The sequence below is a fragment of the Duganella sp. CF402 genome (genome assembly GCF_900109645.1).
Lineage (GTDB): Bacteria > Pseudomonadota > Gammaproteobacteria > Burkholderiales > Burkholderiaceae_D > Rugamonas.
This window is the reverse complement of record NZ_FOBG01000001.1, coordinates 2,496,749-2,517,050: the sequence shown is the minus strand read 5'-3', so window position 1 is coordinate 2,517,050 and position 20,302 is coordinate 2,496,749. Positions and strand designations below refer to the sequence as shown.

General features: G+C 61.7%; 17 protein-coding genes. 11 read left to right on the top strand and 6 right to left on the bottom strand.

Annotated elements, in window-relative coordinates; translation table 11 throughout:
* Positions 1-28: 28 nt before the first annotated feature.
* From cphA to BMZ70_RS11305, 3 genes are all read left to right on the top strand, one after another.
* Entirely contained in the window at positions 29-2,599 is a 2,571-nt protein-coding gene (gene cphA, locus BMZ70_RS11315) for a cyanophycin synthetase (RefSeq protein WP_092273804.1), read from the top strand.
* Positions 2,600-2,701: 102 nt separating this feature from the next.
* A complete protein-coding gene (locus BMZ70_RS11310) occupies positions 2,702-4,156 on the top strand; it encodes a catalase (RefSeq protein WP_092273802.1) in 1,455 nt (484 codons plus the stop codon).
* A 67-nt stretch (positions 4,157-4,223) separates the two neighbouring features.
* Positions 4,224-5,330, top strand: a complete 1,107-nt coding sequence (locus BMZ70_RS11305; RefSeq protein ID WP_229205376.1) for a patatin-like phospholipase family protein — start codon at positions 4,224-4,226, stop codon at positions 5,328-5,330.
* On the opposite strand, the gene BMZ70_RS11300 is transcribed toward BMZ70_RS11305, so the two are convergent.
* The gene (locus BMZ70_RS11300) at positions 5,290-6,201 is read right to left on the bottom strand and encodes a LysR substrate-binding domain-containing protein (protein WP_092273797.1); all 912 of its coding nucleotides are present in this window, start codon (positions 6,199-6,201) and stop codon (positions 5,290-5,292) included. The genes BMZ70_RS11305 and BMZ70_RS11300 overlap by 41 nt on opposite strands.
* An 87-nt stretch (positions 6,202-6,288) precedes the next feature.
* On the opposite strand from BMZ70_RS11300, the gene BMZ70_RS11295 reads away from it, so the two are divergent.
* The 4 genes from BMZ70_RS11295 to BMZ70_RS11280 are packed head-to-tail and all read left to right on the top strand — an operon-like array spanning position 6,289 to position 9,741.
* Positions 6,289-7,782 carry a succinyl-CoA:acetate CoA-transferase ScpC gene (locus BMZ70_RS11295; protein WP_092273793.1) on the top strand — a complete coding sequence of 498 codons (1,494 nt, stop codon included), beginning with the start codon at positions 6,289-6,291 and terminating at the stop codon, positions 7,780-7,782.
* A 33-nt stretch (positions 7,783-7,815) separates the two neighbouring features.
* Positions 7,816-8,943, top strand: a complete 1,128-nt coding sequence (locus tag BMZ70_RS11290; protein WP_092273790.1) for a M14 family metallopeptidase — start codon at positions 7,816-7,818, stop codon at positions 8,941-8,943.
* A 2-nt stretch (positions 8,944-8,945) separates the two neighbouring features.
* Positions 8,946-9,410, top strand: a complete 465-nt coding sequence (locus BMZ70_RS11285; protein WP_092273787.1) for a CYTH domain-containing protein — start codon at positions 8,946-8,948, stop codon at positions 9,408-9,410.
* A gap of 28 nt (positions 9,411-9,438) precedes the next feature.
* Complete coding sequence (locus tag BMZ70_RS11280; RefSeq protein WP_092273784.1) at positions 9,439-9,741, top strand: hypothetical protein; 303 nt, start codon at positions 9,439-9,441, stop codon at positions 9,739-9,741.
* Between the two features lie 22 nt (positions 9,742-9,763).
* Here BMZ70_RS11280 and BMZ70_RS11275 read toward each other — a convergent pair whose 3' ends face one another.
* The 5 genes from BMZ70_RS11275 to BMZ70_RS11255 form a co-directional block, all read right to left on the bottom strand.
* On the bottom strand, positions 9,764-11,026 hold the full coding sequence (locus BMZ70_RS11275; RefSeq protein WP_092273781.1) for a DUF2863 family protein: 1,263 nt from the start codon (positions 11,024-11,026) through the stop codon (positions 9,764-9,766).
* A 121-nt stretch (positions 11,027-11,147) separates the two neighbouring features.
* Complete coding sequence (gene acnA / locus BMZ70_RS11270; protein WP_092273778.1) at positions 11,148-13,856, bottom strand: aconitate hydratase AcnA; 2,709 nt, start codon at positions 13,854-13,856, stop codon at positions 11,148-11,150.
* 47 nt (positions 13,857-13,903) lie between these two features.
* On the bottom strand, positions 13,904-14,413 hold the full coding sequence (locus BMZ70_RS11265; protein ID WP_092273775.1) for a hypothetical protein: 510 nt from the start codon (positions 14,411-14,413) through the stop codon (positions 13,904-13,906).
* A gap of 11 nt (positions 14,414-14,424) precedes the next feature.
* Positions 14,425-15,417, bottom strand: coding sequence for an HpcH/HpaI aldolase/citrate lyase family protein (locus BMZ70_RS11260; protein WP_092273772.1), 993 nt, complete (start codon positions 15,415-15,417; stop codon positions 14,425-14,427).
* Between the two features lie 99 nt (positions 15,418-15,516).
* Positions 15,517-16,506 carry a malate dehydrogenase gene (locus BMZ70_RS11255; protein ID WP_092273770.1) on the bottom strand — a complete coding sequence of 330 codons (990 nt, stop codon included), beginning with the start codon at positions 16,504-16,506 and terminating at the stop codon, positions 15,517-15,519.
* Between the two features lie 237 nt (positions 16,507-16,743).
* On the opposite strand from BMZ70_RS11255, the gene BMZ70_RS11250 reads away from it, so the two are divergent.
* From BMZ70_RS11250 to sdhA, 4 genes are all read left to right on the top strand, one after another.
* A complete protein-coding gene (locus BMZ70_RS11250) occupies positions 16,744-17,529 on the top strand; it encodes a GntR family transcriptional regulator (RefSeq protein WP_092273767.1) in 786 nt (261 codons plus the stop codon).
* Between the two features lie 186 nt (positions 17,530-17,715).
* On the top strand, positions 17,716-18,138 hold the full coding sequence (gene sdhC, locus BMZ70_RS11245; protein ID WP_092273764.1) for a succinate dehydrogenase, cytochrome b556 subunit: 423 nt from the start codon (positions 17,716-17,718) through the stop codon (positions 18,136-18,138).
* Between the two features lies 1 nt (position 18,139).
* Positions 18,140-18,511 (top strand): succinate dehydrogenase, hydrophobic membrane anchor protein, encoded by a 372-nt coding sequence (sdhD, locus tag BMZ70_RS11240; RefSeq protein ID WP_092273761.1) that lies wholly within the window; start codon positions 18,140-18,142, stop codon positions 18,509-18,511.
* A 2-nt stretch (positions 18,512-18,513) separates the two neighbouring features.
* A complete protein-coding gene (gene sdhA / locus BMZ70_RS11235; protein ID WP_092273758.1) occupies positions 18,514-20,292 on the top strand; it encodes a succinate dehydrogenase flavoprotein subunit in 1,779 nt (592 codons plus the stop codon).
* The last annotated feature ends 10 nt before the right edge of the window (positions 20,293-20,302 follow it).

The window sequence follows — 20,302 nt, the reverse complement described above, 5'->3', positions numbered from 1 at the left end:
CGTAATCATTGAAAGAACAAGAAGATTTATGGAAGTCATACGCACCCGCGCCCTTCGCGGCCCGAACTTGTGGAGCCACCACACTGCGGTGGAAGTCATCGTCTCGTGCCCGCCGGAAGAACAAAACATCGCGACGCTGGCCGGCTTTGAGCAGCGCCTGCGCTCGCGCTTCCCGACCATCGGCGCACTGCAACCAAGCGGCAACTCGGACGCCGTGTCGCTGGCGCGCGTGCTGGAAGTGGCGGCACTGAGCCTGCAAGCGCGAGCCGGTTGCCCGGTCACCTTCAGCCGCACCACCGCCACGCTGGAAGATGGCATTTACCAGACCGTGGTTGAGTACACCGAAGAAGCGGTCGGCCGCCGCGCCGTGGAATTGGCGGAAGCGCTGATCAACGCCGCGCTGACCGATGCGCCGTTCGACCTCGCCGCCGCGTTGGCCGAGTTGAGCGACCTCGATGAAGACGTGCGCCTTGGCCCGTCCACCGGCGCCATCGTCAACGCTGCCGTGGTGCGCGATATTCCGTTCCGCCGCCTGACCGAAGGCTCGATGGTGATGTTCGGCTGGGGCTCGAAACAGCGCCGCATCCAGGCCGCTGAAATGGACACCACCGGCGCCATCGGCGAGACCATCGCGCAGGACAAGGAACTGACCAAGAAGCTGCTGCACGCAGCTGGCGTGCCGGTGCCTATCGGCCGCTCGGTGGAAGATGAGGCCGACGCCTGGAAAGCCGCGCAGGACATCGGCCTGCCGGTCGTCGTTAAACCGAAGGACGGCAACCAGGGCAAGGGCGTGACGGTCAACATCATGACCAAGGAACACCTCGAAGCCGCGTTCCGCACCGCGAAAGAATTCCGCGACGACGTGATGGTCGAGCGCTACCTGCCGGGCCACGATTACCGTCTGCTCGTCATCGGCAACAAGCTGGTGGCGGCGGCGCGCCGCGACCCGCCGCAAGTGGTGGGCGACGGCAAGCACACCGTGCGTGAACTGGTCGACATCGTGAACGCCGATCCGCGTCGCGGCTCCGGCCATTCGACTTCGCTGACCAAGATCCGTTTCGACGATATCGCGCTGGCGCGCCTGGCGCTGCAAGGCCTGCAAGCCGACTCGGTGCCGGCCCACGGCCAGCGCGTCATCCTGCGTAACAACGCCAACCTGTCGACCGGCGGCTCGGCCACCGACGTCACTGACGACGTGCATCCTGAAGTGGCGGCGCGCGCGGTGGAAGCGGCGCAAATGATCGGCCTCGATCTGTGCGGCGTGGACGTGGTGTGCGACAACGTGCTGGAACCGATTGAAAATCAACGCGGCGGCGTGGTGGAAGTGAACGCCGCGCCGGGCCTGCGCATGCACATCGCGCCATCGTTCGGCAAAGGCCGTGCAGTGGGCGAGGCCATCGTCAACACCATGTTCCCGGCTGGCGAAAACGGTCGCATTCCGGTGGTGGCGGTGACCGGCACCAATGGCAAGACCACCACCGTGCGCCTGATCGCGCACCTGCTGACCGCCAGCGGCCTGCGTACCGGCATGACCAATACGGACGGCGTCTACATCGAAGGCCGCCAGACCGACAGCGGCGACTGCAGCGGTCCACGCAGCGCGCGCAACGTGCTGTTGCACCCGGACGTCGACGCGGCGGTGTTTGAAACCGCGCGCGGCGGCATCCTGCGCGAAGGCCTGGCCTTCGACCGCTGCCAGGTCGCCGTGGTGACCAACATCGGCATGGGCGACCACCTGGGCCTGAACTACATCACCACGGTGGAAGACCTGGCGGTACTGAAGCGCGTGATCGTGCAGAACGTATCGGAGAGCGGCTTTGCGGTGCTGAACGCTGTCGATCCTATCGTGGCCGGCATGGCGGCGAATTGCCGTGGCAAAGTGATCTTCTTCGGCGCGGATCGCACGCACCCTGTCATCGCCACGCATCTGGCGCAAGGCAGCCGCACCGTGTACGTGGAAAATGGCCACATCGTGGCAGCAGAAGGCCGCGAGCAGCACACCATTCCGTTGTCGGCCGTGCCGATCACCCGCAATGGCGCCATTGGCTTCCAGGTGGAGAACGTGATGGCGTCGGTGGCGGCGGCATGGGGCGTGGGCATCAGCTGGGACGCGATCCGTCTCGGCTTGAAAACCTTCGCCAACGATTCCGACAATGCGCCGGGCCGTTTCAACGTGTTCGATTACAAAGGCGCGACGCTGATCGCCGACTACGGCCACAATCCGGATGCGATTCTCGCACTGGTGAAGGCGGTGGAAACCATGCCGGCCAAGCGCCGCGTGGTGGTGATCTCGGGCGCCGGCGACCGTCGTGACCAGGACATCACGCAGCAGACCGAAATCCTCGGCCGCGCGTTCGACGACGTGCTGCTGTACGAAGACGCCTGCCAGCGTGGCCGTGTAGACGGCGAAGTGGTTGGCCTGCTGCGCTCCGGCTTGAACGGCGCACCGCGCACCACCCACATCGAGGAAATCTACGGCGAGTTCAAAGCCATCGATACGGCACTGGCGCGCCTGCAGGACGGGGACTTGTGCCTGATCCTGATCGACCAGGTGGAAGACGCGCTGGCCCACATCGCCAAGCGTATCAAGGAAGCATGATTTAGATAATATCTATCGAATTAATAGATATTTATAGTTTTTATTTATGACTCTCGTTGTTTAGAATAGCTCCACGCTATCAAATAACGAGGAGTCATAGCCATGAAAATCACCACCGCCTCCGGCATTCCCGTCGCCGACAACCAGAATTCCCTGACCGCCGGCCCACGTGGCCCAGTCCTGCTGCAAGACTTCCACCTGATCGAGAAACTCCAGCACTTCAACCGCGAGCGCATTCCTGAGCGCGTGGTGCACGCCAAGGGGTCGGGTGCTTATGGCACCTTCACCGTCACCAACGACATCACCAAATACACCAAGGCCAAGCTGTTCGCCGAAGTGGGCAAGCAGACCGAAACCTTCCTGCGCTTCTCGACCGTGGGCGGCGAGAAGGGCAGCGCCGACACCGAGCGCGATCCACGTGGCTTCGCGGTGCGCTTCTACACCGAGGAAGGCAACTGGGACCTGGTCGGCAACAACACGCCGGTATTCTTCCTCAAGGACGGTATCAAGTTCCCGGACTTCATCCACACCCAAAAACGCGATTCGCAAACCAATCTGAAGTCGCCGACCGCGATGTTCGATTTCTGGAGCCGCACGCCGGAAAGCCTGCACCAGGTGACCACGCTGTTCTCCAGCCGTGGCACGCCGGACGGCTACCGCCACATGCACGGTTTCGGCAGCCACACCTACAGCCTGATTAACGAAGCCGGTGAGCGTGTCTACGTGAAGTGGCACTTCCTGACGCAGCAAGGCATCAAGAACCTGAGCGTCGACGAAGCAACGCGCATCGCCGGTACCGACCCTGATTATTCGCAGCGCGACCTGTTCAACGCGATTGCGGGCGGCGACTTCCCGCGCTGGGACGTCAAGGTGCAAGTGGCTACCGAGGCCGAACTGGCCGCATGGGAAGCGCGCACCGGCTGGAATCCGTTCGACCTGACCAAGGTGTGGCCGCACGCGGACTTCCCGCTGGTGACGGTCGGCGTGCTGGAACTGAACCGCAACCCGGTCAACTACCACGCGGAAGTGGAGCAGGCCGCATTGTCGCCATCGAACGTGGTGCCGGGCATGGGCTACTCGCCGGACAAGATGCTGCAAGCGCGCCTGTTCGCCTACCACGACGCGCAGCTGTACCGCGTCGGCACCAACCACCAGCACCTGCCGGTGAACGCGCCACGCTGTCCGTTCCACAATCACCAGCGTGACGGTGCAATGGCAGGCGCCAACGGCGGCGCGGCGGTCAACTACGATCCGGTGCAGTCGCAAGGCAGCAACCCGCACGGCATGGGTCACGGTGAACCCCCGCTGGCGCTGGAGGGTGCGGCCGGCCGCTACGATGGCCGCGGCAAGGAAGACGATTACACCCAGGCAGGTGACCTGTTCCGCCTGATGCCGGCAGACGAGCAGCAGAAACTGTTCAACAACATCGCCGGCCCCCTGAGCCAGGTCAGCGCCGAGATCATCGCGCGCCAGCTGGCCCACTTCGACCAGGCCGATGCCGCCTACGGCGCCGGCGTGCGCCAAGCACTGAAAGCGCGCGGCGTCAACGTGGCCTAAAGACCACGGCGGGCCTCGGCGAAGTGCACTACAATCTTGATGTTGCAGTGCACCGTGGAGGCCAGACTTGAAGTCCCAACCTGCTTGTTCACCATCCGACGCCTTGCCGGGCCAGATCGTTCTGGTCCTGCAGGGCGGCGGCGCTTTAGGCGCCTATCAACTGGGCGTGTATCAGGCCTTGCATGAAGCGGGCATAGAACCCGATTGGGTGATCGGCACTTCCATCGGCGCGATTAACGGCGCGCTCATCGCCGGCAATCCTCCGGAGCGACGGCTGGACCGTCTGCGCGAATTCTGGCATCGCATGGAGCGCAACTCGTTCGGCTTTGATGCCATGCCGCGCGCGGTGGCCAACGCGATCACGGTGGGGCAGGGCATACCGGCTTTCTTTGAGCCGAACCTGGCGTCGTGGTGGAATCCAGAAGCGCGCGTCGGCGTCGAACATGCGTCCTTCTACCAGACCACGCCTTTGCGAAACACATTGCTGGACCTGGTCGATTTCGATTACCTCAACGCGAAGCACATGCGCATGACAGTGGGCGCGGTCAACGCGCGCTCCGGCGCCATGCGCTACTTCGACACGCGCCGCGAGCCGCTGTGCGTGGAGCATGTGATGGCATCCGGCGCGCTGCCGCCGGCCTTCCCGGCGGTGCGCATCGAAGGCGAGCCGTATTGGGACGGCGGCATCTACTCCAACACGCCGATCGAGGCGGTGCTGGACGATGAGCCACGCCGCAGCTCGGTGATCTTCTCGGTGCAAGTGTGGAACCCGGACGGCAGCGAGCCGGAAAGCGTGCTCGATGTGCTGGATAAGCACAAGGAAATCCAGTACGCCAGCCGCGCCAGCAACATCGAGCAACAGCGCAAGCTGCACCGCCTGCGTCACGTCATCCGCGAACTGACCAAGCACCTGCCGGCTGAGGAATTGGCATCGCAGGAAGTGCGCGAGCTGGCATCATGGGGCTGCGGCACCGACATGCACGTGGTGTCGCTGCGTGCGCCGCGCATCGGCAACGAGGACCACACCAAAGACATCGACTTCAGCGCATCCGGCATCCGCGCCCGCTGGCAGGCCGGCTACGACGACACCCTGCGCTTCATCAAACTCAAGCCGTGGGAACAGCCCATCGATCCTATTGAGGGGATCGCGATCCACGAATTGCCGGAGCACTGAGCACGTCGTCGCAGACTTCCAGCCATGCGCGGGCGGCGTGGGAGAGGTAGCTGCCGCGCCATACGTGGGCTGGTTGCCACGGCAGTTCGGGGCCGACCAGTTTCACGGCGTCCAGGTGGCCGATTGCCAGGCGGTAGATGAACGGTTCCGGCAGCAGCGCTACGCCCATGCCGGCGGAGGCCATCGCTACCAGCCAATCCCATTGGCCGCTCTGCGCGGCGATCTGCGGTTCGAAGCCTGCTTCGGCGAAGGCCGTGCGCAGGGCGCGGGTCATGGCGAAATCGTCTTTCAGCAGCACCAGCGGGGTGTTGGCCAGCGACTTTAATTTCAGCGTGGTGCGGTTTTTCTGGAAGGTGTTGCGCGCGGCCAGCGCCCAGATTGGGTAGCTGGCAATCGGCGACGATTGCAGTCCCAATGCCGGATCGGCCGGCAGCACCGTCAGGCCGATTTCCAGATCGCCTTGCGCCACCTGGCGTTCTATCGCCTGGCCCGCGTCTTCCTGCAGCGTGAGCGTGATGTTGGGATGGCGCTGGCGGAAGGCTTTCAACACGGGCGTGAACAGCAGGTTAATCATCGGCGGGATGCCGACCGTGAGGTGGCCGCGTTCCAGCGCCTGCGTGTCGCGCACTTCGGTCGCCAGCTGGCGCATGGTGGCCAGCATTTCCACGCCGCGTGCGTAGACCACATTGCCGGTGTCGGTCAGCGTCAGCTTGCGGCCTTCGCGGATCAGCAGCTGCGCGCCGACTTCCTCTTCCAGCTGCCGCACCATCTTGCTGATGGTTGATTGCGTCACGTGCAGCGACTCCGCCGCCTGCGTAAAACTGTTCAGGCGGACGGTCTCGACGAAGTAGCGCAGCGATCTCAGGTCCATGAAAAATACGACTGGAAGTTGGGAATTTAAGTCATAAATCGACTTCCCTCAGATTCTATACTGGATCAAAGAATGAGGAGAACAATCATGTACGAAGATCGCATCCGCCGCCCGGCGCTTATGGACAAGGTGATGAGCGCCGAACAAGCCGCGCTTTTATTCAAGGACGGCATGACCGTGGGTATGAGCGGCTTTACCAGAGCCGGAGACGCCAAGGCGTTGCCGTTAGCGCTGGTTGAACGTTCGCGCCAGTCGCCTTTGCATCTCACTTTGCTGACCGGCGCTTCGCTCGGAAACGACAGCGATGGCTTGATGGCCAACGCCGGCGTGGTCGCGCGCCGCATGCCGTTCCAGGCCGATGCCGCGTTGCGCCGCAAGATCAATTCGGGTGAGGTGATGTTCATCGACCAGCATTTGTCGGAGACTGCCGAACAGCTGCGCTCCGGCGATCTGAAAGCCATCGATATCGCGGTGATCGAGGCGGTGGCGATTACGCCTGATGGCGGCATCATTCCCACCATGTCGGTCGGGAATACGGCCAACTTCGCGCAGCAGGCCGACAAGGTGATCGTCGAGATCAACCTGAGCGCGCCGCTGGCGCTGGAAGGATTCCACGATATCTACATTCCTGGCAAGCGCCCGCATCGCGGCGCGATTCCACTGCTCACGCCGTGGCAACGCATGGGCTGGACGTCGATCCCCGTGCACCCGGACCGTATCGCCGCCATCGTAATTACCGATAGCCCAGACAGCCCGTCCAACGCGCTGCCGCCGGACGACGAGACCGACGCGATTGCGCACCACGTCATCAAGTTCCTCGAAGGCGAGGTAAAAGCAGGGCGCATGGATGCGTCGCTGCGGCCACTGCAGGCGGGCATCGGCACCATCGCCAACGCGGTGCTGCATGGCCTGATCGATTCGCCGTTCCGCAACATGACCATGTATTCGGAAGTGTTGCAGGATAGCGCGATCGAGCTGCTGGATTCGGGCCAGCTGTCGATGGCGTCGGCGTCGTCGATCACGCTGTCGGCGGCCATGCATGAGAAGTTCATCAACAACCTTGAGCAGTACCGCGAGCGCATCGTGCTGCGGCCGCAGGAGATCAGCAATCATCCGGAAGTGGTGCGCCGTCTCGGCATCATCGCGCTGAATACGGCGCTGGAATTCGACATCTACGGCAACGTGAATTCAACCCACGTCGGCGGCACCCACATGATGAACGGCATCGGCGGCTCGGGCGACTTTGCGCGCAACGGCCAGTTGTCGATCTTCGTCAGCAAATCGGTGGCCAAGGATGGCGCGATTTCCAGCGTGGTGCCGTTCGTGGCCCACGTCGACCATACCGAGCATGACGTGGATGTGGTGGTGTCCGAGTGGGGCCTGGCCGACCTGCGCGGGCTGGCGCCACGCGAGCGCGCCCCGCTCATCATCGAGAATTGCGCCCACCCGGATTATCGTCCGCAGCTGCGCGCCTATTTCGAAGAGGCGAAGCAGGGCGGCGGCCAGACGCCGCACGTGCTGGAGAAGGCCTTGTCATGGCACGCCCGCTACAAACGCGAAGGGAGCATGCTGGTAAAATAACGGTCATAAGAATTCACTTAATATTGGATTAACATGACCATCAAAATCAGCCAAAACTTCGACTCAGGCGCTATCGAAGTGCTGCGCGCCGATAGTGCAGCCACCATTGAACTGAACCTGCGCAAGGATTCGCACGCTGATATTCATCAGTGGTTCCACTTCCGCGTGCAGGGCGCGCGCGGCCAGAAGCTGAACATGCGCTTCCTGAACGCCGGCTCGGCCACCTACGCCAAGGGTTACGAGGACTACCAGGCAGTCGCCAGCTACGACACCGAGAACTGGTTCCGCGTGCCGACCACCTTTGATGGCGAGGTCATGACGATCAAGCATACCCCTGATACCGACAGCATTTACTACGCCTACTTCGAGCCGTATTCGTTCGAGCGCCATCTGCGCCTGCTGGGCGAAGTGGGCGAGCATCCGCTGGCCAGCGTGCAGGACCTGGGCAGCACCATCGATGGCCGCGACATGAACGTGGTCGTCATCGGCAAGCCGGAAGCGGAAAAGAAAATCTGGTTCATCGCACGCCAGCACCCGGGCGAATCGATGGCCGAATGGTTCATCGAAGGCCTGATCGATTCGCTGCTGGACGACGCCAATCCGATCGCGCGCAAGCTGCTGCAGCGCTGCGTGTTCTACATCGTGCCGAACATGAATCCGGACGGCTCGGTGCGCGGCAACCTGCGCACCAACGCGGCCGGCGCCAATCTGAATCGCGAGTGGATGACGCCATCGGTCGAGCGCAGCCCGGAAGTGCTGTACGTGAAGCAGAAGATGCACGAAACCGGCATCGACATGTTCTTCGACATTCACGGCGATGAAGCGCTGCCTTACAACTTCGTGGCCGGTAACGAGATGCTGGAAAACTTCAGCGACGAGCGCCGCGCCAAGCAGCAGGCTTTCATTGATCGCTACAAGAACGCTTCGCCGGACTTCCAGGACAAGGTGGGCTACGCGGCCAGCAAGTACAAGGAAGACATGCTGACGCTGGCCTCCAAGTACGTCGGCCACCACTTCGGCTGCCTGGCGCTGACGCTGGAGATGCCGTTCAAGGACAACGCTGATCTGCCGGATCCACACGTCGGCTGGAACGGCGCGCGTAGTGCGGCGCTGGGCGCTGCGATCCTGCAGCCTATCCTGCTGTCGCTGAACGACTACTGATCATGGGCGTTGAAATCGAACGCAAGTTCCTGTTGCGCGGCGATGGCTGGATGAGGCTTGGAGAGCCGGTGTTCTTCAAGCAGGGCTACCTGTCGTCGCACAAGGAGCGCGTGGTGCGCGTGCGCATCGAGGGTGAGCGGGCGGTGATGACGATCAAGGGCGCCAACAAGGGTGCCACGCGCGGCGAGTGGGAATACGAGATCCCCGTCGCCGAGGCGGCCGAGCTGCTCGACGGTTTGTGCGAGCAGCCTTTGATCGAGAAGTATCGCCGCCGCATCACGTTTGCGGGCAATGTGTGGGAAGTGGATGAGTTCCTCGGCGTGAACGCCGGCCTCGTTGTGGCTGAGATTGAATTGCAGTCGGAAGACCAGCAGTTCGACAAGCCGGACTGGATCGGCGAGGAAGTCACCAGCGATTTGCGCTACCTCAATTCCAACCTGATTAAGCGTCCGTACGCCACTTGGTAAAGCAGCCTGATTGTCCTAAGCTGTATGAATGGACAGCGACCGGCAGATAGCGCTTGAAGCGCGCTTCGATGCGATAGTGCCCACCCTGGCAACCAAGGCGGACGTGGAAGCGTTGCGCGCTGACATACACAAGTGGATGGTCGGCAGCATGATTGGTCTGTTCATCGGCTTTGGCGGCTTGGCTGCGGCGCTGGCGCAGTTGATCAAGCCGCCTCAGCCGGCCGCTCCGGTGGTGGTGCAGGCGCAGCCAGCGTCGCAACCGGCACAAGCGCTTCCGCAGCCGCAACTGCCGGCGACGATCATCATCAACATTCCGCCGCTGCAAAAATAAAGCCCCGTAAGGGGCTTTATCGTTAGTGGAAGTGCTCCGTGCCGGCCGGGGTGTCTTCCGGCATTTCGGCGTGGGCCAGTTCGCCTTGCGGGTCGGCGAACAGCGGGGCGCCGCAGTCGTCGCAGAACTCCATCACGTAGCGCTCACTGTGCTTCTTGATCTGCGTGATGCCTGCCGCGTTCAGGTGCGCGGTGATGTCTTCTACCGGCGTCATCGGCTTTTGCAGCGCATTGAGCGCGCCCGGACCTTCAGGCGGCGTGCCGTCCTCATCTTCCTGGCCGTACAGCGGCCACACCACGCCATAGATCACATCCGGCGACGAACGCTGTGTGAAGGCCACGCGGTATTCGTCGATCTGGCCATCGGCATTCTCTTCGCCAAAGCCGGCAATCACGGCGCGCAGTTCGGACGGTTCCACCATCAGCGTATGCGTCAGGTAGTGCACTGCTGCGCGGATCGAGACCGGGCGAATCTGCTTGTCGGCTTCGCGGCAGGCCATGTAGTAGGCCTCCGGCAGCAGCAGTTCGACGCCGCAACCCGGCAGCAGGCGGTTGACGGTTGGCGTGGCTTGCGTGCGCCATTGTTCCAGCGCGGATGCGCGCTCGGCGGCGAAGTTGGCTTGATGCTCGGCCATTTGCCAGCGGAACAGGGGCGCCCCGGCCGGCGCCACCACGGCCACCAGCAGGTAGCGAGTGTCGGCCAGGAAGGGCGCGGTTTCAGGCACCTTGGTGTCGGCCTTCAGCGTGCTGCCCTTGATGGCGGCTTGCGCCAGCTTGTGCACCTTGCCGTAAGTCTCGACGTGGCTGCGCGGCAGCTGGTCGATCGAGAACAGGGTAGGGGACATGGCCAGCTGCGTGCCATCGGCCAGCAGGTGGGCGGAGAAATGCGCCGACAGGGTTTGCAGGATATCGGACGGAATCGCGCCCGAAGCAATCGCAAAGCGGGTCCACGCCAGGATAGGCGCAGCCACCAGCAGCACGTCATACGGCTTGCTGACGCCATCGGCGGTGTCGACGTTGAAGCTGCCCGATTCGCTGACCGCTTCCACGCTGTCCATCAGCACGTCGTACGCGTTCAGGTCTTCCTTGAACAGCGCGTTGAGGGTGGCGTCGATGGAGTCCTGGTGACCGGTTTTCAGGAGTTTCTGGAGCTGTGCATCGAGAGTGTGTTCCCATGCACGTTCTTCGATACGACTGGCCGCCTGCCCGACTGCCTGGGCATAGGTGGCGAGGCGCTGGCTCTCGGCGGACAACTTATTGGATGAGGCTTGTTTTGAACGACGCATCGCGCGGAGAGTCTCTATAAAGGTGAATAAAACGGATTATGGCCCTATTGTAGATGATTCGGCAAACGTGCATAAAAAAAGCCGGGCGAACCCGGCTTTCATAGAGCGAAGAGCTTAAAGCTTAGGCAGCAAGCAGCTGGCGCAGCACGAACGGCAGGATGCCGCCATGCTTGTAGTAGTCCACTTCGATCGGGGTATCGATGCGCAGCAGCACTTTCACTTCCTGGCTGGAACCGTCGGCGCGGTGGATCACCAGGGTCGCCAGTTGCTGCGGTTTGATCTCGCCGTCCAGGCCTTTCAGGTCATAGGTTTCCTTGCCGGTGATGCCCAGCGATTCCACCGAGTCGTTGCCGATGAATTGCAGCGGCAGCACGCCCATGCCGACCAGGTTGGAGCGGTGGATACGCTCGAACGAACGCACGATCACGGCTTTCACGCCCAGCAGCTGGGTGCCCTTGGCGGCCCAGTCGCGCGACGAGCCGGTGCCGTACTCTTCGCCGCCGAACACCATCGTCGGGGTGCCGGCTGCCACGTACTTCATGGCCGCGTCGTAGATCGACAGCTGTTCGCCCGATGGCTGGTGAATCGTGATGCCGCCTTCGACTGCGGAACCGTCGGCCTTCGGCGGGATCATCTTGTTCTTGATGCGTACGTTAGCGAACGTACCGCGCATCATGATCTCGTGGTTGCCGCGGCGCGAGCCGTAGGAGTTGAAGTCCGACTTCAGTACGCCGTTTTCCTTCAGCCACTTACCGGCCGGGCCATCTTCCTTGATCGAGCCGGCAGGCGAGATGTGGTCGGTGGTGATCGAGTCGCCAAACACGCCCAGCGCGCGCGCGCCGGTGATGTTCGGGTTGGTCGCTTTCGGCGTCATCTCGAAACCGTCGAAGAACGGTGGCTCGGCGATGTAGGTCGATGCTGGCCAGTTGTAGACCTGGCCTTCGGTCGACGAGACGTTTTCCCACAGCTTGCCCGGGTTGCCCTTGACGTCGGCGTAGTTGGTCTTGAACACTTTCGAGTTCATCGCGAACTTCATCAGCTTGGCGATCTCTTTCGAGGTCGGCCAGATGTCGCCCAGGTAGACGTCTTTACCATCTTTGCCCTTGCCGACTGGCTGGGTCATCAGGTCGACGGTCATGTTGCCGGCGATGGCGTAGGCCACCACCAGCGGTGGCGAGGCCAGGAAGTTGGAGCGGATGTTCGGGTGAATACGCGCTTCAAAGTTACGGTTACCCGACAGCACGGCCGAAGCGACGATGTCGTTCGAGGTGATGGTGGCGTTCAGCTCAGGCGTCAGGTCGCCGGCGTTGCCGATGCAGGTGGTGCAGCCGTAGGCGGTCACGCCGAAGCCCAGTTTTTCAAGGTAAGGCAGCAGGCCGGCGGCTGTCAGGTACTCGGTTACCACGCGCGAGCCAGGTGCCAGCGAGGTCTTGATGTGCGGCGCGACTTCCAGGCCGGCTTCCACGGCTTTCTTGGCCAGCAGGCCGGCGGCCAGCAGCACGCTCGGGTTCGAGGTGTTGGTGCACGAGGTGATGGCAGCGATCAGCACGTCGCCGTTCTTCACGTGTACGCCGTTGGCGGTGGTGTAGCTGGTGGTCAGGTCTTCCGGCTTTTTGTTGAAGCCGTTTTCCGAGGTCGGTTTCGAGAACAGTTCGATGAAGTTGTTCTTCACGTTGCCGATTTCGATACGGTCTTGCGGACGCTTAGGACCGGCCAGCGACGGGGTGACGTCGGTCAGGTTCAGTTCCAGCACGCGGGTGTAGTCGATGTCGCCGGCTTTCGGCACGCCGTACATGCCTTGCGCCTTGAAGTAAGCCTGGAAGGCGGCGATTTCGTCCTTGGTGCGGCCGGTGCCTTCGAAGTATTCGATGGTGGCGTCGTCGACCGGGAAGAAGCCCATCGTCGCGCCGTATTCCGGCGCCATGTTGGCGATGGTGGCGCGGTCGGTCACGGACAGAGTCTCGGTGCCTTCGCCGAAGAATTCAACGAACTTGCCGACCACTTTGGCCTTGCGCAGCATTTCGGTGATGGTCAGCACCAGGTCGGTCGCGGTGCAGCCTTCGCGCAGCACGCCGGTCAGGTTAACGCCGATCACGTCCGGGGTCAGGAAGTAGACTGGCTGGCCCAGCATGCCGGCTTCCGCCTCGATGCCGCCCACGCCCCAGCCGACTACGCCGATGCCGTTGATCATGGTGGTGTGCGAGTCGGTGCCGACCAGCGAGTCAGGGTAGTAGACGCCGTTGTTGTCCTTGTGGACGCCGCGCGCCAGGTATTCCAGGTTGACCTGGTGGACGATGCCGAAGCCCGGCGGCACCACGCCGAAGGTGTCGAAGGCTTGCATGCCCCACTTCATGAACTGGTAGCGCTCGTTATTGCGCGAGAATTCCAGCTTCATGTTCAGGTCCAGCGCCTGCGGCTCGCGGAAGTGGTCGATTGTGACCGAGTGGTCGACCACCAGGTCGACCGGCACCAGCGGCTCGATCTTCTTGGCGTTCTTGCCCATCTTGTAGGCGACGTTGCGCATCGCGGCCAGGTCGGCCAGCAGCGGCACGCCGGTGAAGTCCTGCAGCACCACGCGGGCGACGATGAACGGGATCTCGTCGGTGCGCTCAGCGGTGGCGCCCCAGTTGGCAACCTGCTTCACGTGCTCTTCGGTGACCTTCTTGCCGTCGACGTTGCGCAGCACGGATTCGAGCACGACGCGCATCGAGATCGGCAGGCGCGAGATTTTGGTGCCCAGGCTTTTTTCCAGGGCCGGCAGCGAGTAGAACTTCGCCTTCTTACCCGAAATGGTAAATTCCTGAAGCGTGTTAAGCGTGTTATGGGACATGACCTCTCCTTCGGGTGGGTATCGTCTATTGTTAAAGTGAAGCGTGCTTACTGGATCGTGATCTTGGTGCTGGATGGTTCGGTCGCAGCGGTCGATACCGGTTTCAATTGTTCGGCATTGCGGCACTCGTTGGCCAGCTGGCGGTTTTGCTTGGAATCGAGCAGCATGCCCTTGGCCGGAATGCCGATCCAGATCAGGCCGTACAGCTTGTTCTCGAAACGGTTGGCGCCGGTGGTGGTGCCGACGCGGGTCAGGCGGTGCAGGCGCTTCTTCCAGCGCAGCGCGATGTGCGCTTCGTCGTTGGTGTTGGCGTAGATGGTGATCTTGTTGCCCAGTTCGCAGTCGAACTCGGTGACGGCGGAATCGGTGATGGACGGCTCGTCGGCTTCTTCATCCGGTGCTTTCGGCTCTACCGGCTTGGCGGCTTTCTTGGTGGTTTTTGCTGCGGCTTTCTTCACCACTTTCTTGGTGGTGTCAGTTTCAGCGTGAGCGCCGGCGGCCAGCGTCAGCGAGGCCAGCGCGAGGCTGCAGGCCATGAACAATTTGGAGATGGACATCTTTGTGCTTCCTATGGGTGATCGGTGGTGCTGCCGTTGAACAGCGGGGCGACCGACTCGGGCAGAGTCAGCCCGGCCAGTTTGGCGCGCTGCAAAACGGTCCAATAGTATCTGTAGCTGGCGCGATCGTGCAATCGGCCATTTTGGGCAATTGGGCCCCATTGCACGGCTGCGGCTTCGTGCAAGATGGCGGCCGCCTCGCTGACCTCGGACAAACGCGGCGTGAAGGTCTTGATGATCGGCTTGATCTGGTTCGGGTGGATGCTCCACATGCGCGTGAAGCCGAATTCGGCGGCGGCGCGCTGGGCATCATTCGCTGCCACGGCGGTGTCCTTGATTTCGGTGGTCACATTATGCGACGGCACCTTGCCGTGCGCGTGGCAGGCGGCGGCGATTTCCAGCTTGGCGCGCGTCACCAGCGGATGGGTGAACTGGCCCGGCGTGCGCATGGCGGCGCCGGGAATCGCGCCGTAGTGCGAGGAGACGAAATCCATGATGCCGAACGACAGGCTCTGCACCTGGGGCAGGGCGGCAATCGCGTAGGCTTCGCGCAGCGCGCCGTGGGTTTCTATCAGCACGTGCACCGGCAAGTCCTTGCGGCCGGCCTTGGCGGCGTGGGTGTTGATCAGTTTGATGGCCTTCTCGACTTCGGCCACGCTGTGGGCCTTCGGCACCATGATGTAGGCCAGGCGCTGGGCGGCGGTGCAGATGATTTCAACGTCGCGCGCAAAGAACGGGCTTTCCACATCGTGCACACGGGCGCCGATGCGGTTGAACTTATTGTCTTCGGAATTGAGCAGCTCGACGATGAGCTTGGCGTGGGCCTCCTCGTTGCCGGCGCTGGCGCCGTCTTCGCAATCGAGGGTGATGTCGAACAGGGGGCCAAGTTCTTGTTGCAGGGCGATCGACTTGCGCATCAGCTTTTCGGAGCCGGCGTAGTGATCACAGGCGGGCAGCAGCAAGGGCTGGCGGTTACCCTGGAATAAAACCTCGGATGGATGCATGCAGGTAGGATCAGGTGAAGCAGATACCGCGCTGCTCTCGGCAGCGCGGCGGGTGCGGCGGATCGGTGGTTTAACCGGTTCCACTTGCGGACGGAAGAATTATGGCAGCAGGTGCTTGACGCCTTCGCGCTCTTCGGTCAGTTCTTTCAGGGTCAGGTTGATGCGCTCTTGCGAGAAGGCGTCGATTTCCAGGCCTTGAACGATTTTGTATTCGCCGTTTTCGGTGGTCACCGGGAAGCCGAACACAATGCCTTCAGGGATGCCGTACGAACCATCCGATGGCACGCCCATCGTGGTCCACTTGCCGTTGGTGCCGACGTGCCAGTCATGCACGTGGTCGATCGCTGCGTTGGCGGCCGAAGCAGCCGACGACAGGCCGCGCGCTTCGATGATCGCTGCGCCGCGCTTGCCAACGGTTGGCAGGAACACGTTAGCGTTCCATTCCTGGTCGTTGATCAGGTCCTTGACGTTTTTGCCGTTCACGGTAGCGAAGCGGTAGTCGGCGTACATGGTTGGCGAGTGGTTGCCCCACACGGTCAGCTTCTCGATGTCTTTCACCTGGGTGCCGGTCTTGGCAGCCACTTGCGACAGGGCGCGGTTGTGGTCCAGGCGCAGCATGGCGGTGAAGTTCTTCGCTGGCAGCGAAGGAGCCGATTTCATGGCGATGTAGGCGTTGGTGTTGGCTGGGTTGCCGACCACCAGAACTTTCACATTGCGCGAAGCGACGGCGTCCAGTGCTTTGCCTTGGGCGGTGAAGATCTGGGCATTGGCTTCCAGCAGGTCTTTACGTTCCATGCCTGGGCCGCGTGGACGGGCGCCAACCAGAACGGCGTAGTCGACGTCCTTGAATGCGGTCAGCGGGTCGGAGTGGGCGGTCATCTCGGTCAGCAGCGGGAACGCGCAATCGTCGATTTCCATCATCACGCCCTTCAGCGCTTTCTGTGCTTTTTCGTCGGCGATTTCCAGCAGTTGCAGGATAACTGGTTGGTCTTTGCCGAGCATGTCGCCGTTGGCGATACGGAACAGCAGAGCGTAGCCGATTTGGCCGGCGGCGCCGGTGACAGCAACACGCAGTGGGGTTTTAGCCATGATGAATCTCCAAAGTGGGAAGTGAATCGTTCGTGAAGCAGGACCGGCGGCCGGTCCGGGAAAGCGTAATGATACTGCAAAATGCAGCGCTTATAATCATGTATCTCTAAGCGGCGCCTCGGGAGTGTAGGCCTGCCGCCACTATCTGTCAATTCTATCTTATGTCTTATATAAGACAGATCAGTTATTGGCATTTTTTCTGGACGGCACCTGTCTTTTGTGGTGAAATCTTGGCCTATGAGTTCCACCCCGACCAATCCGAACAATAATCCTGCTGCCGCTAACGCTGGCGGCGCGGGTGGCTCGTCTCCTACTTTCTCTCCTTTGTACCAGCAAATCAAGGCCCTCATCACGCAGAGCCTGCAGTCCGGCGAGTGGAAGCCGGGCGAATTGATTCCCAGCGAAGTGGAACTGGCTAACCGTTTCAAGGTCAGCCAGGGCACCGTGCGCAAGGCGATCGACGAGCTGGCGGCGGAAAACCTGGTGATGCGCAAGCAAGGGAAGGGCACCTTCGTGTCCACCCACCATGAGGCGCGCGCCCATTTCCGGTTCCTGCGCCTGATGCCGGACGAGGGCGTGCCGCACTACCCTGAAAGTAAGTTCATAGAAGTCAAGCGCATGCGCGCGCCGGCCGACGTGGCGCGCCTGCTCGACCTCAAATCCGGCGACGCCGTGATCTTCGTGAAACGCGTGCAATCGTTCGACGGCGTGCCGACCATCGTGGAAGAATTGTGGCTGCCGGGCCTGACCTTCAAGGGCCTGACCGCCGAGCGGCTGGAAGAATACAAGGGCCCGATGTACGGTCTGTTCGAATCCGAGTTCGGCACCCGCATGATCCGCGCGACCGAAAAAATCCGCGCCGTGACGGCCTCGGAAGGCGATGCCGCGCTGCTGAAAATTCCTGCCAACACGCCGCTGCTGGCGTCCGAGCGGGTCTCGTTTACGTATGGCGACAAGGCGGTCGAGCTGCGGCGCGGCCTGTATCTGACCGAGCGCCATCACTATCACAACGAGTTGAATTGAAGGAGACCGGCGCGTTGTTGCGCTGATAATACGTTGAGCTACGGAAAGTAGCCTTGGCCGAGGTTCCCGGACTGTCGCCAACCACTATTTTTATTATATGTAACAATAGATATTGGTTATGAGAGTGGAAATCGGCGAAAATCGCAGTCTCACCAAATTTTTGTATAAGCCTGAGGAGGTCTTGTTATGTCAGAAGCCGTAAGGGAAGCCCCTAAAAAAGAACGGCCGGAGTTCCGTAACATTCACGTTACCGAACTGTCCAACTACCGCATGCCATTGGCTGCCATCGTGTCGATCCTGCACCGTATTTCGGGCGTCGGCATGTTCGTGCTGCTGCCATTCGTGCTGTATCTCTTGCAGAATTCGCTGCGCTCCGAGATCTCTTTCGCATACTACGAAGGTTTCGTGACCTACCCGCTGGTGAAAGTGATCATCCTCGGCCTGTCGTGGAGCTTCCTGCACCACATGATCGCCGGTATCCGTCACCTGGTGATGGACCTGCACATCGGCCTGGACAAGCACTCGGCGCGCAAGTCGTCGGCCACCGTGCTGGTCATCAGCCTGGTGCTGACCGCCCTGATCGCCCTGAAACTGTTTGGAGTATTCTGAAATGTCCATCAACGATAACGGTATCGGCCCTAAGCGCCGAGTAGTTGGCGCATCGTACGGCATGCGCGACTGGCTGGCGCAACGCGTCACCGCAGTCATCATGGTGCTGTACACCGCCACCCTGGTGCTGGCCTTCCTGACCGGCCAGAACTTCACCTACGAAGGCTGGGCCGGCTTGTTCGCCCAGCAGTGGTTCAAACTGGTTACCGCTGTAACCCTGATCGGCCTGTTCTACCACGCGTGGGTAGGCATGCGTGACGTCTGGATGGACTATGTGCGCGCCGTTGGTCCGCGCCTGTTCCTGCAAATCGCCACTATGGCATGGCTGATCGGCTGCGCCGTGTGGTCGATTCAAATTATCTGGAGTGTGTAATCGTGGCAGCTATCAAATCTGCAATCCCTACCCGCCGCTTTGACGCGGTCATCGTCGGCGCCGGCGGCTCCGGCATGCGCGCATCGCTGCAACTGGCCGAAGCCGGCCTGAACGTGGCCGTGCTGTCGAAAGTGTTCCCAACCCGTTCCCACACCGTGGCAGCGCAGGGCGGCATCGGCGCCTCGCTGGGCAATATGGCCGAAGACAACTGGTTCTGGCACATGTTCGACACCGTCAAAGGTGGCGACTACCTGGGCGACCAGGATGCGATCGAATTCATGTGCCGCGAAGCACCGAAGGTGGTGTACGAGCTGGAACACTTCGGCATGCCTTTCGACCGTAACCCGGACGGCACCATTTACCAGCGTCCGTTCGGCGGCCACACCGCCAACTTCGGCGAAAAAGCTGTGCAGCGCGCTTGCGCCGCAGCTGACCGTACCGGCCACGCCCTGCTGCACACCCTGTACCAGCGCAACGTCAAGGCCCGTACCCACTTCTTCGTTGAGTGGATGGCGCTGGACCTGGTCCGCGACGCCGAAGGCGACGTGGTTGGTGTCGTGGCCCTGGAAATGGAAACCGGCGACGTCATGATCCTGGAAGCCAAGACCACCATCTTCGCGACCGGTGGCGCCGGCCGTATCTTTGCTGCATCGACCAACGCCTTCATCAACACCGGCGACGGCATGGGCATGGCGGCACGCGCCGGCCTGCCGCTGCAAGACATGGAATTCTGGCAGTTCCACCCGACCGGCGTGGCCGGCGCGGGCGTGCTGATCACCGAGGGTGTACGCGGTGAAGGCGGTATCCTGATCAACTCGGAAGGCGAGCGCTTCATGGAGCGTTATGCTCCAACCCTGAAAGACCTGGCGCCGCGCGACTTCGTGTCCCGTTCGATGGACCAGGAAATCAAGGAAGGCCGTGGCTGCGGTCCGAACAAAGACCACGTCATGCTGGACCTGCGCCACATCGGCAAGGACACCATCGAGAAGCGTCTGCCGTCGATTCTGGAAATCGGCCACAAGTTCGCCAACGTCGATGCGACCAAGGAGCCAATCCCGGTCGTACCAACCATCCACTATCAGATGGGCGGTATCCCGACCAATATCCACGGTCAAGTTGTTACGCCAAACGGCGACGGCACCCAGAAAGTGGTCAACGGCCTGTACGCGATTGGCGAATGCGCCTGCGTCTCGGTGCACGGCGCCAACCGCCTGGGCACCAACTCGCTGCTGGACCTGGTGGTCTTCGGCCGCGCGGCCGGCAACCACGTGGTGGCCTCGAACCTCAAGCAAAAAGAAAACAAGCCGCTGCCGAAAGACGCAGCCGACTTCGCACTGAACCGCTTGAACGCGCTGGAAACCTCGACCGGCGGCGAAAAAGTGCAGGGCGTCGCCAACGACATCCGTTCGACCATGCAGAAATACTGCGGCGTGTTCCGTACCGACGACATGCTGAACAAAGGCGTCGAAGAGATCATGAAGCTGGACGAGCGCCGCAAGCACGTCTCGTTCAAGGACAAGTCGAAGGTATTCAACACCGCCCGCGTGGAAGCGCTGGAACTGGACAACCTGATCGAAACCGCGAAAGCCACCATCGTGTCGGCAGCAGCGCGTAAGGAATCGCGCGGCGCCCACGCCCACGATGACTACCCGCACCGCGACGACGACAACTGGATGAAGCACACGCTGTGGTACTCGGAAGGCAACCGCCTGGATTACAAGGCAGTCGTAACCAAGCCGCTGACGGTTGATACCTTCAAACCGAAACCACGTACTTTCTAAGGCTATACAA

Coding starts and splice junctions, on each gene's coding strand:
- cphA (WP_092273804.1), top strand. CDS start 29: ATGGAAGTCATACGCACCCGCGCCCTTCGCGGCCCGAACTTGTGGAGC.
- BMZ70_RS11310 (WP_092273802.1), top strand. CDS start 2,702: ATGAAAATCACCACCGCCTCCGGCATTCCCGTCGCCGACAACCAGAAT.
- BMZ70_RS11300 (WP_092273797.1), bottom strand. CDS start 6,201: ATGGACCTGAGATCGCTGCGCTACTTCGTCGAGACCGTCCGCCTGAAC.
- BMZ70_RS11295 (WP_092273793.1), top strand. CDS start 6,289: ATGTACGAAGATCGCATCCGCCGCCCGGCGCTTATGGACAAGGTGATG.
- BMZ70_RS11290 (WP_092273790.1), top strand. CDS start 7,816: ATGACCATCAAAATCAGCCAAAACTTCGACTCAGGCGCTATCGAAGTG.
- BMZ70_RS11285 (WP_092273787.1), top strand. CDS start 8,946: ATGGGCGTTGAAATCGAACGCAAGTTCCTGTTGCGCGGCGATGGCTGG.
- BMZ70_RS11280 (WP_092273784.1), top strand. CDS start 9,439: ATGGACAGCGACCGGCAGATAGCGCTTGAAGCGCGCTTCGATGCGATA.
- BMZ70_RS11275 (WP_092273781.1), bottom strand. CDS start 11,026: ATGCGTCGTTCAAAACAAGCCTCATCCAATAAGTTGTCCGCCGAGAGC.
- acnA (WP_092273778.1), bottom strand. CDS start 13,856: ATGTCCCATAACACGCTTAACACGCTTCAGGAATTTACCATTTCGGGT.
- BMZ70_RS11265 (WP_092273775.1), bottom strand. CDS start 14,413: ATGTCCATCTCCAAATTGTTCATGGCCTGCAGCCTCGCGCTGGCCTCG.
- BMZ70_RS11260 (WP_092273772.1), bottom strand. CDS start 15,417: ATGCATCCATCCGAGGTTTTATTCCAGGGTAACCGCCAGCCCTTGCTG.
- BMZ70_RS11255 (WP_092273770.1), bottom strand. CDS start 16,506: ATGGCTAAAACCCCACTGCGTGTTGCTGTCACCGGCGCCGCCGGCCAA.
- BMZ70_RS11250 (WP_092273767.1), top strand. CDS start 16,744: ATGAGTTCCACCCCGACCAATCCGAACAATAATCCTGCTGCCGCTAAC.
- sdhC (WP_092273764.1), top strand. CDS start 17,716: ATGTCAGAAGCCGTAAGGGAAGCCCCTAAAAAAGAACGGCCGGAGTTC.
- sdhD (WP_092273761.1), top strand. CDS start 18,140: ATGTCCATCAACGATAACGGTATCGGCCCTAAGCGCCGAGTAGTTGGC.